Here is a 10,189-nt window from a genome sequence, read left to right on the forward strand (position 1 = left end):
GGATGAGGTTTGAGGTTTGAGTGATTACTGACTGCTGACTACTGGCTGCCTACTAAAAACTTAAGAACAAAAACTAAATCAATAGGAGGAAAACATCATGGCACTGGTTTCTGTGACACGGTTACGGTTGCGATCGCCCCTTTATCTCCCACTATTTCTGATCCATGCAATTCCAAGTTTTGAGCAGGCAAAGAAAGCGGTTGGGAATTTGGGGGTTCAAACCAGGCAGCAGACCGGAAAAACATTTTGGACTTTGAGTGTCTGGGAAGATGAAGCGTCCATGCGAAATTACATGATGAGTGGTGCCCATCGTCAGGCAATGCCCAAGCTGATGAAGTGGTGTGATGAAGCGTCGGTTGCTCACTGGCATCAAGCCGGGGCTGAAATGCCAGGTTGGCAGGAAGCGGAAGAGCAAATACGCAAGAGTGGTCGATTGTCACGGGTGAATCACCCTTCTGCGGATCATGCGGCGGGAGTGATCAAATTATGAAGCGTAAACTTCCCTTAGCGTGGCTGCAATTGTCGCGAGAGAGAGCCAGGATGCTGGTGGCGATCGCTGGAATTGCATTTGCGGATGTGCTGATGTTGTTGCAGATGGGTTTTCGGTCTGCCCTATTTAATAGTGCCGTGCAAATGCATTCTCATTTGAATGGTGAAATTGTGTTGATTGGTGGTCGCTACAAAGCCCTCATTTCCCTCGATCCATTTTCGGAACGACGATTGTACCAGGCGCTTGGCTATACTGGCGTGCAATCGGTCAGCCCGATTTATTTGGATTTTGTGCAGTGGAAAAATCCTGCTAACAAAGAGGTCTGGAGGTTATACGCCATCGGGTTTGACCCGCAGGACACGGTTCTAAACTTGCCGGAAGTGCAAGCAAGCCAGAACCAGCTTAAGCAACCTGATGTGGTTTTGTTTGACCAGGGTGCCCGCCAGGAATTTGGACCCGTCGCCCAGCAGTTCCTTGCAGGACAGGTAATTAAAACGGAGGCTGGCAATCGCCTGGTGGAAGTTGTGGGCTTGTTCAAATTGGGAACCTCCTTTGGTATTAACGGTCATCTCATCACCAGTGACATTAACTTTCTCCGTATGTTTGGGCAGCAACGCCAGAAAGGACTGATTGACATTGGACTGATCAAGCTAGAGCCGGAAGCCAATGTGCAACAGGTATTAGCTAACTTGCGGGCAGGGTTGCCCAATGATGTGGAAGTCCTGACCAAACAGGAGTTCATGGCTCAGGAAAAGAACTTTTGGAATACCAGTACGCCCGTTGGGTATGTCTTTGATCTGGGAGCCGTGATTGGTTTTATCGTCGGTGCGGTGATTGTTTACCAAATTCTCTACAGTGACGTTTCTGATCACATGGCAGAATACGCCACTCTAAAGGCAATTGGATTTCGCGATCGCTACCTGCTTTCCGTTGTGTTTCAAGAAGCCCTGATTCTCGCTGCCCTCGGCTTCATTCCCGGAATTAGTATCTCAATGGGTTTCTACCATGTCACCCGTCAGGCAACTCTGTTGCCAATGTTGATGACTTTTGGACGGGCAGGCTTTGTGCTGATGTTAACTGCATTCATGTGTACGATTTCAGCCGCGATCGCAATTCGTAAACTGCAATCGGCGGATCCAGCGGAAATTTTTTGATGGATAATGACTCCGAAGTTCTAGACCTCGGAGGTTTTGAAAACCTCCGAGGTCTAAGCCATCCCGACTCTAAAAACTATCTATTACCTGAAAATTTGCTATGTCTCTTACGTCTTTTTTCAATTCTCTCTCTACTGCAATTTCTATTAGTCAACTCAATCACTTCTATGGTGAAGGCTCATTACGCAAGCAAGTCTTGTTTGATGTTGAATTAGAAATTAAAACTGGTGAAATTGTGATTATGACGGGACCCTCCGGGTCAGGTAAAACAACTTTATTGAGTTTGATTGGCTGTTTGCGATCGACTCAGGTAGGCAGTCTCAAAATCTTTGATCAGGAACTCTGCGGTGCCAGTCAACTGAAACTGGTAGAAACCCGTCGCAACATGGGTTATATCTTTCAAGCACACAATCTGTTAGAGTTTTTGACCACCCAGCAAAATGTAATGATGCCGCTGGAATTGCAGGATATTGCCTTTGCACAGGCTCAAGCCAGGGCGGCTGAAATCCTGAAGCAGGTTGGTTTAGGCAATCGGTTGAATGACTACCCGGATGACTTATCGGGTGGGCAAAAGCAACGAGTGGCGATCGCCCGTGCCTTGGTCAACCGTCCCAAACTCCTACTCGCCGATGAACCCACCGCCGCCCTTGATAAAAAATCAGGACGGGATGTAGTTGAACTGATGCAGTGCCTTGCCAGAGAACAGGGCTGCACGATTCTTTTGGTGACTCATGACAACCGTATTCTAGACATTGCCGATCGCATCGTTCATATGGAAGACGGTTATCTGACGGGGGATAGTGAACGACTCAGTCTTTCCCCATTTGCGGCTTAATTTCAGATCTCGCAGGTTTTGAAAGACCTCGGAAGTTTTGATAACCTCCGAGGTCTGAAACTACAGCCATTTTCATTTGTGTATGCCTTTAGATCCACTGTTTCCCATGGATCTAAAGGTATCACCTGTGTGGCACCCGTCTGAAAACCGCTGTAAGTTGACCGGAGTTGGTCTAGCATCGAGGGAGGTTAGGGAGACTTTTTCCAATGATTACCACTCATTCATCAATCCCAACCCGTGCCTGGGCAAAAAATGTCCTGCATACGGCACAGGGTTTCAGTCCAACTCCATTGCCAGTTGTCGCCGGAACCCTCCCGCCAGGACTGCGGGGTTCCCTGTACCGCAATGGTCCTGCCAGGTTAGAACGGGGAGGACAATCGGTTGCTCACTGGTTTGATGGGGATGGGGCAATTTTGGGCATTCATTTCTCAGATGGTGGCGCAACGGGTGTGTATCGCTATGTAGAAACAGAGGGACTGCAAGCGGAAGCAGAAGCCGGAAAGTTTTTGTTTTGGGGCTATGGGATGATGCCTGGTAGCTCCTGGCTAGGGCGCTTCACCAGAGCGGTTAAGAATGCGGCAAATACATCAGTCATTGCCCTGCCCGACAGGTTATTGGCACTGTGGGAGGGTGGACCGCCCCATGCACTGACCCTGGACACGCTCGATACGATCGGACTCGACCCCTTAGAAGGGTTAAAAGGGCTGAGTTATTCCGCGCACCCCAAGCGCGATCCACAAACGGGAGATATTTTTAATTTTGGAGTCAGTCCCGGTAAGGACGCGGTTCTGCACCTGTATCGCAGCGATCGCACTGGCAAGATTCAGCAACAAGCTGCGATCGACCTCCAGGGGGTTCCTCTCATCCATGATTTTGCTCTGGCAGGCAGATACCTGGTCTTTTGCATTGCTCCGGTGCGCTTAAATGTGTTGCCCGTTCTGGCTCGGCTCAAAAGCTACAGCGATGCGTTGGAGTGGCATCCTGAAATGGGAACAGAAATTTTAGTCATCGATCGGGATACCCTGGAAGTCATCAGCCGTGCCCAGACAGATTCGTGGTATCAGTGGCACTTTGCCAACGGTTGCGAACTAACCGATGGTTCACTCTCGATTAGCCTTTTGCGCTTTGAAGACTTCCAGACCAACCAGCACTTAAAAGAAGTTGCCAGTGGACAGATTCAAACCCCCGCTAAGGGAACTCTTTGGAGCCTGCGGTTAGATCCTACATCTGCCAGAGTGTTGGAAATGGCTGAAGTGGTAAGTCGTGGCTGTGAATTTCCCACAATCAACTATCAGGAAATGGGACAGCCGTGGCGCTATACCTATCTGTCAGTGCGGCATCGGGACCGAGCGGAGGAGGCTGAGGAGTTGTTTGGTGCGATCGCCCGCTTTGACCATCAAACGGGAACGTTGACCGAAACAAGCAACGGCATCAACCTTTACCCCAGTGAACCGATTTATGCCCCCGATGCTGATCACCTCAATCGGGGATGGGTTTTAACCGTTGTCTACGATGGCGATCGCGACACCAGCGAAGTTTGGATTTACGACTCAGACCACCTGGAGGAGCCGCCCGTTTGCCGCTTGCGCTTACCCGAAGTCATTCCCCTCGGATTTCACGGCACCTGGAAACCAGGGTAGAACAATCGGGTACCAGATATTGAGTAGCAGGTGTGAGTATTGTGCTTCCCCATCAAGATCTCGCAGCAGTCCGCTCCAACTGAGTTATGCTGCGATCGCTTCGTTAATAGCCGTCGCTATCATCATTCCCCACAGCCAATCGATTTTATATTTTTCAACTGAAACTTTGGCGAATCCTTCATCTTGAAGCATTTTCTGGCATTCATCTACGCCATATGTCCGAAAATGACCGCGATTGGCTAAACGCAAGAAAATATCACAGATACGACAGGTTAAATAATCATCGCACCAATCTGTAATCACTAGATGACCATTAGGCTTGAGAATCCGCTTTGCTTCTTGAATTGCCTGGGAAGAATGACGGAAGTAGTGAAACGCATTGGTCGAAATAACCAAATCAAAACTCTGGTTTGAAAATGGAATATTATCTGCACTACCAACTCGCAACTCAACGGACTCTGGTAATTTCTGTCGAGCTACACCCAGCATCTCGGCAGAAGGATCTAATCCGATAATCTCTTTTCCTGGAGCCAGGTATAAAAGATGCTGAATCAGAGTCCCTGTTCCGCAACCAAGGTCTAAGATACGCTTATGCGAATTGATGTCTAAGCGATTCATTGTTTCCTGAACGGTCGCATTCACATAAAATGACCAACGGCGATCATAGCGAGGCGCAAGATACGCATATTCGGTTTGAACGGGATCAGAATGCATGATCTTTATATATCGGCTATATCGACTAAATGAATGGGCACCTCGACAAATCGAAAAATGGGTGTCTCAACTTGAGAATGAGCAGCTAAAATGTCGGCAGTTAGGCTATCCGAGAACAGCAATGGGGCAAACAGGTTTCTGGGATTTAGAGCAACGCCAGCAAGAATTAGCAGCCAAGAGTAGCACCTTAGCAGATTTAGACCAGTTAATTCCCTGGGAATCGTTTCGTGCTCAACTCGAAGTGATCCATGACAAACCTCGCAAGAGCAAGGCTGGACGAAAGCCAATGGATGTCGTGATGATGTTTAAGCTACTGGTGTTGCAGCAGTTGTACAACATCAGTGACGAAGCATTGGAATATCAAGTGAAAGACCGATTATCGTTCATGCGATTTTTGGGGTTAGGGATGGAAGATCCGGTGCCCGATGCCACAACGGTGTGGTTATTCCGTCAGCAATTGCAAGCGCATGAGTTGGTGGAACCCTTGTTTGAGTCGTTTGGGGAGTACTTAAGCGAACAGGGCTATCACGCGCAAGGGGGGCAAATTATTGATGCGACCCTGATTCCGGTACCCAAACAGCACTTTGACAAGGATGAAAAAGCGCACCTGGAAGCGGGGAAAATCCCACCCCAGTGGCAGGCGAATCCCAATCAGGGGGCACAAAAGGATAGCGATGCGACATGGACGAGGAAAAACGGCAAGAGTTACTTCGGCTACAAAGATCACGTCAGCATTGATGTCGAGCATGGCTTTATTCGGCGCTATGCAGTGACCGATGCAGCCGTGCACGATAGTCAAGCCTTCACAACTGTGCTCGATGCCGACAATGAAGACGATAAAGTATGGGCTGACAGTGCTTATCGGTCGGTGGCCCTGGAAGGGTTGCTAGCCGTCTTAAAATTCATCAGCCACATCCATGAACGAGCCTATCGCAATCGCCCCTTGAGTGAAGAGCAGAAAGCGGCCAACCGAGAGCGGTCTCAAACCCGTGCCAAGGTCGAGCATGTCTTCGGGGCATGGGTGATGCAAATGGGCGGCAAACTGGTGCGCTCGATTGGGTGGGAGCGGGCAAAGGTGCAGTTAGGGTTGAAAAACTTGACCTACAACTTGCTGCGCTTAGTGTTCTGGCAAACGCGCCCACTTGAGGGATAGATCTGCCCAAAATCGGGTATTGAGTCAGGTTAGACGCTCTATGCGCCGCAAATTTTGCTGGCAGAAGCCCAGCAATTGACCATGAGACTGTTATGAGACTGAAAATTGCTAGAAAACCAATTAATCGAGGTGCCCAATAGTTATATCTCTTTTTAACCTAAAATAGAAGTTCCAGAAATCTTCGCGGCTTCTAATAGCTCCCATTTTTTGATAGAAAGCACTAAAACCTGGATCTTCAAATATTAAATTTTCGATTTCAGACTCTTCTTTAAATCCAGCCAGCCATTCCTTTTCTAATTCTTCTTTAAAGGCATCTTTGAAGGCATCAATTTCTTTCATAAGGTATCCCTTTTAGAAAAACTGTATTAATAATAACGTCAAGTGCGATCGCTGATCTTGTAGGGTGCGTTCCCTACTGCAACTCCTTCTACCCCGCCGATAGATTGCTGGGAACGCACCATGCTCATGCATTCTTTAAAGCAAGCTGCCGCAGTCTAACAACGCCCATGCACACCGACCGCCGAAAGTTGATCGGTTATGATGCAAAGGTTATCTGCGGCGGGTGATGGGCACCGTTATGCGACTGAAGTCCCCGGTAAAGGCAATCCCTGTTAACCCTCTGTCAGCATTAAAGACTGCTCTTTCACTGCTCTCCAGGTAAGCGGTATAGGATGGTAGCAAGGAGGGCAATATGAATATTCCTATCATCGATGAAGTCGTTGAACAGTTGAAAGCTATGCCTCAGCCTTTGCAAAGGCAGGTGCTTGAATTCGTTCGCTCTCTGGTAAAAGCGGAAGTTCGAGGTACACCAGGGCAGCAATTGTTGCGCTTCGCTGGTTCAATTCCCTCTGATGACCTTCAATTAATGCGTGAGGCGATCGAGCAAGATTGTGAGCGGGTAGATATCGATGAGTGGTAGGTTTTTGCTCGATACCAACATCGTTGATTGCGCTTTTTTCAGATGAGGCGATCGTCAAAGACAATCTTGCTCAAGCCAGTGAAGTTTTCATTCCAAGCATTGTCATTGGTGAACTGTGTTATGGAGCCAGAAAGTCAGGACGAGTTGAATCAAACTTAGCAAGAGTTGATGAATTAGTTGCTGGCAGCACAATATTGGTATGTGACGCTGAAACCGCACGGCAATACGGTGAGGTCAAAACCAAGTTAAGGCTCAAGGGTCGTCCGTTACCTGAGAATGATGTCTGGATTGCAGCCCTTGCACTGCAACAGGCTCTAACTTTGGTAACACGCGATGCTCATTTTCAAGAAGTGGAGAGTCTGCAAACGTTAGCGATAACCTCAACCTTCATCCTTAAGTCGATGTTAATTCTGAGGTAACAACCTAACCCACCCGCTTTGGGTAGGGCGAACGAATTACCCACTATGCCATGACAGACCAACTCAAACTTTTCAGCACTGCTGACCAAACTGCTAGTGATTCGAGCCAGTGATGAAGATCGGGAATTGGCAGAGCAATTAGCAGCCCAGTATGACCTGTCGATGAGTGATCTCATCCGAGTGTTGTTGAAGCAAGTAACTCAGCGATCGCGGACGGCTCTCAGAATGCGGAAGATATCAGAAAAATTATCCGTCCACAGGGATGCTCGATCTGTTGGAATAGCCTGCCAGCGAGGATCTTGCCGCAACGAACCAAAATCCTCTGGATGGCGTGCCAGCAGTACCCAATGGGAAGGGGATTTCCCCAACTTCCGCTCAGTATCGGATACGGTCAGCTCCAACTGGCGCAGGCTGGCAAGCCCCAGATCGTTTGCTAACGCCCCCAGAATTGGTTCCAGGTCAAGGTAACGGTTTGAGATGTTGATGATCAACAATCCATGCTGGGTCAGCTTGCTCAGGTAAAGCTGTACGGCTTCTCGCGTAACCAGATGAACGGGAATAGAATCTGAGCTAAAGGCATCCATCACCAACAAATCGTAGTAGTTAGCGGGGGCCTGATTCACAGCCAATCGCCCATCGCCCAAGACCACCTGGGTTGGAGCCGGAGAGTCTTGCAAATAGGTGAAATACTGCTTTGCTAACTCCACATCAGTTGGATCGATTTCATAAAAAGTCCAGTTCTGATCCGGGGTAGCATAGGCAGCCAGGGCACCAGTTCCCAAACCCAAAATGGCAACATGGGAGAAGTTTGCTCCCAATGCTTGAAACACCTGCCCAATCGGTCCACTCGGAAAGAAGTAGGTCAATGGTTCGCGGTGCCGTGCCGGATCCAGACTTTGCTTACCATGCAGGGTCGTTCCATGCAACAGGCTGTGGTAGAGGTTGCGTTCGTTTACCACCCGGTAAACGCCAAAAAAGCTACGTTCTGTAGCCAGTAACCGTCCCAGTGGATTCAACGAAAATTGGTTCAACAGAACCACCAAAATTAGAGCCAGAATGAACCGAAAGGGTTTAATTGCAAACACCCATCCAATCCCTGCGGTTAGTCCCAGAGACAGAACGGCACCGACTAGGCTGACGTTGAGCAAACGAAAGTTGAAGCCAACCAGAAGCACCGCCAACAAAATGCCAACTCCAAAGGGGAGGGTGCGGGCAAGCCGGAAGCCAGCCGTTTGCTCTTCCAAGGTTGTCTCAGATGCTAGCTGTTGCAACAGTAACAGGCTGAGAAGCAGTGCCAGTGGATATTCTAGAATCGTTGAGAAGAGGAGGGGAGCGGCGATCGCATTAAACCATCCACCTAAAACACCCCCAAGTGAAATCCAGAAATAGAATAGGGTCAGGTATTGGGGATCGGGACGAGATCGGGAGAGTTCTCCATGAAAAAGGCGGGCAATCACGAAAAAGCCCAGCCCATGCAGCGGAATTAACACCCAGGCGGGTTGAGTCACCTGGAGCAAAAACAGAACAATCAGTGCGGTCAACACCAGGGGTAGCAAAGCCACCATTTCAGGTGCGGGCAATTGAGGTTGACGGGCAAACGCCAGAATAAAGGTCAACAGATAAAGCGCCAGGGGCACTGCCCAGAGAAACGGAATTGAGGCAATATCCGTTGTCAGGTAGGTGGTCACGCCCAGCAACAAACTGGATGGCAGAAACGCCAGCACAACCCACCTCGCCTGATGCAAAGGGGTTGGTGGAACGGCTGTTGCAAGCGAACTAGAGCCTTGCTCAGTCCCTGCCAATGTTTGAATACTCTCATCTAGAGAAACGTCTGAAGCACTGTCCGATTCTCCAGTGGAGACGCTGCGCGATCGCCACACCTGCACCGCACATAGCCCGACCAAACCAATGAGTAACCCATACCCCCATGCCCAGAGCCAACTTTGTCGAGTTAACGGCAGCATCGGTTCAACCAATAAGGGGTAGCTGACCAGTCCCAGCAGGCTACCCGAATTACTGGCGGCATAGAGAACATAGGGATTGTGCCGGGAGGGGTGATCCGTATGGGCAAACCACTGTTGCAACAGCGGAGCAGTGGTCGAAACCATCAGGAACGGAAAGCCTACCGATCGCAGCAGTACCACCAGCACCCAGAGAATAGGATTTACCTCCTGAGTTGGTATCCAACTGGAAGGCATGGCAATGGGCAAAATCAGCAGAGGCAGGAACAGTAGTCCGACATGCAAAAGCGTTTGATACCGCAGTTTCCACCAGGTCGTGGTGAGATGGGCATAGCTATACCCAACCAGCAGCAGGAACTGAAAAAAGAACAGGCAAGTATTCCAGACCGAAGGTGCCCCTCCCAGCAGCGGCAGGATCATTTTGGCAACCATCAGTTGCACCCAAAACAGCAGAAACGCGCTGATGAACAGGGTAAGGGCAAACAGACTCAGCACTGGGGTAGTAGGGGAAAAAGATCCCCGGTTTCTCGTAGGATATGGTTTAATTTACCGAATAATCTTCACAGAAACCGGGGATCTGTTAAGTTGTCGCAGATTGCGTTTCCGAATGAACTGATCAGTCCTTGACGATAGCCAATTTCCCTTGAATGAAGCCTTTCTCAATCCCCGCCTCGCAGCTTTTTGACTGGCTAACGTCTCCGGGTCAGGTAAAACCTTAGTCAATTACATACTTGAAACACCAAAAGACTGACCCTCATCCCTTAACCCCTTCTCCCATTGAGAAGAAAGGGAAATGATCAAAGTCCCTCTCTCGCTCTGGGCTACTGTGTATACACAAGTGTGAAAGTTGAATCGGTAGGTGATCGCAGAGTCAACGGTGAATGCCAAAACCCTGCTTGGGGGG

The 10,189-nt window shown here is 49.2% G+C and carries 11 protein-coding genes; 7 read left to right on the forward strand and 4 right to left on the reverse strand.

Annotated features, from left to right (window positions below):
• Positions 1–97 precede the first annotated feature (97 nt).
• The 4 genes from AC1S52_RS26280 (at position 98) to AC1S52_RS26295 (ending at position 4,119) form a co-directional block, all read left to right on the forward strand.
• Positions 98–490: a DUF3291 domain-containing protein gene (locus AC1S52_RS26280; protein ID WP_482032004.1), complete on the forward strand. Its 393-nt coding sequence runs from the start codon at positions 98–100 to the stop codon at positions 488–490.
• Positions 487–1,644: an ABC transporter permease DevC gene (devC, locus tag AC1S52_RS26285; protein WP_482032005.1), complete on the forward strand. Its 1,158-nt coding sequence runs from the start codon at positions 487–489 to the stop codon at positions 1,642–1,644. The genes AC1S52_RS26280 and devC overlap by 4 nt, the downstream gene beginning before the upstream one ends.
• A gap of 100 nt (positions 1,645–1,744) precedes the next feature.
• The gene (locus AC1S52_RS26290) at positions 1,745–2,479 is read left to right on the forward strand and encodes a DevA family ABC transporter ATP-binding protein (protein ID WP_482032006.1); all 735 of its coding nucleotides are present in this window, start codon (positions 1,745–1,747) and stop codon (positions 2,477–2,479) included.
• A gap of 206 nt (positions 2,480–2,685) precedes the next feature.
• Positions 2,686–4,119, forward strand: coding sequence for a carotenoid oxygenase family protein (locus tag AC1S52_RS26295; protein WP_482032007.1), 1,434 nt, complete (start codon positions 2,686–2,688; stop codon positions 4,117–4,119).
• Positions 4,120–4,203: 84 nt separating this feature from the next.
• Here AC1S52_RS26295 and AC1S52_RS26300 read toward each other — a convergent pair whose 3' ends face one another.
• Positions 4,204–4,833: a class I SAM-dependent methyltransferase gene (locus tag AC1S52_RS26300; RefSeq protein ID WP_482032008.1), complete on the reverse strand. Its 630-nt coding sequence runs from the start codon at positions 4,831–4,833 to the stop codon at positions 4,204–4,206.
• A gap of 121 nt (positions 4,834–4,954) precedes the next feature.
• On the opposite strand from AC1S52_RS26300, the gene AC1S52_RS26305 reads away from it, so the two are divergent.
• Positions 4,955–5,986 carry an IS5 family transposase gene (locus tag AC1S52_RS26305; protein ID WP_482032014.1) on the forward strand — a complete coding sequence of 344 codons (1,032 nt, stop codon included), beginning with the start codon at positions 4,955–4,957 and terminating at the stop codon, positions 5,984–5,986.
• Between the two features lie 120 nt (positions 5,987–6,106).
• Here AC1S52_RS26305 and AC1S52_RS26310 read toward each other — a convergent pair whose 3' ends face one another.
• Together AC1S52_RS26310 and AC1S52_RS26315 are read right to left on the reverse strand one after the other, a co-directional pair.
• Positions 6,107–6,325 (reverse strand): hypothetical protein, encoded by a 219-nt coding sequence (locus AC1S52_RS26310; protein ID WP_482032009.1) that lies wholly within the window; start codon positions 6,323–6,325, stop codon positions 6,107–6,109.
• Between the two features lie 210 nt (positions 6,326–6,535).
• Positions 6,536–6,676, reverse strand: coding sequence for a hypothetical protein (locus AC1S52_RS26315; protein WP_482032010.1), 141 nt, complete (start codon positions 6,674–6,676; stop codon positions 6,536–6,538).
• A gap of 1 nt (position 6,677) precedes the next feature.
• Here AC1S52_RS26315 and AC1S52_RS26320 point away from each other — a divergent pair, with 1 nt between their 5' ends.
• Both AC1S52_RS26320 and AC1S52_RS26325 read left to right on the forward strand, forming a co-directional pair.
• Positions 6,678–6,905, forward strand: coding sequence for a hypothetical protein (locus AC1S52_RS26320; RefSeq protein ID WP_482032011.1), 228 nt, complete (start codon positions 6,678–6,680; stop codon positions 6,903–6,905).
• A gap of 23 nt (positions 6,906–6,928) precedes the next feature.
• Complete coding sequence (locus AC1S52_RS26325; RefSeq protein WP_482032012.1) at positions 6,929–7,324, forward strand: PIN domain-containing protein; 396 nt, start codon at positions 6,929–6,931, stop codon at positions 7,322–7,324.
• Positions 7,325–7,524: 200 nt separating this feature from the next.
• Here AC1S52_RS26325 and AC1S52_RS26330 read toward each other — a convergent pair whose 3' ends face one another.
• Positions 7,525–9,780, reverse strand: coding sequence for a spermidine synthase (locus AC1S52_RS26330; protein WP_482032013.1), 2,256 nt, complete (start codon positions 9,778–9,780; stop codon positions 7,525–7,527).
• Between the last annotated feature and the right edge of the window lie 409 nt (positions 9,781–10,189).

This window comes from Kovacikia sp. CALU 1929, from assembly GCF_056784235.1.

What these genes read in the sequence shown, in the direction of transcription:
- AC1S52_RS26280 (WP_482032004.1), top strand. Translation starts at nt 98, where the DNA reads ATGGCACTGGTTTCTGTGACACGGTTACGGTTGCGATCGCCCCTTTAT.
- AC1S52_RS26300 (WP_482032008.1), bottom strand. Translation starts at nt 4,833, where the DNA reads ATGCATTCTGATCCCGTTCAAACCGAATATGCGTATCTTGCGCCTCGC.
- AC1S52_RS26290 (WP_482032006.1), top strand. Translation starts at nt 1,745, where the DNA reads ATGTCTCTTACGTCTTTTTTCAATTCTCTCTCTACTGCAATTTCTATT.
- AC1S52_RS26310 (WP_482032009.1), bottom strand. Translation starts at nt 6,325, where the DNA reads ATGAAAGAAATTGATGCCTTCAAAGATGCCTTTAAAGAAGAATTAGAA.
- AC1S52_RS26320 (WP_482032011.1), top strand. Translation starts at nt 6,678, where the DNA reads ATGAATATTCCTATCATCGATGAAGTCGTTGAACAGTTGAAAGCTATG.
- AC1S52_RS26305 (WP_482032014.1), top strand. Translation starts at nt 4,955, where the DNA reads ATGGGGCAAACAGGTTTCTGGGATTTAGAGCAACGCCAGCAAGAATTA.
- AC1S52_RS26295 (WP_482032007.1), top strand. Translation starts at nt 2,686, where the DNA reads ATGATTACCACTCATTCATCAATCCCAACCCGTGCCTGGGCAAAAAAT.
- devC (WP_482032005.1), top strand. Translation starts at nt 487, where the DNA reads ATGAAGCGTAAACTTCCCTTAGCGTGGCTGCAATTGTCGCGAGAGAGA.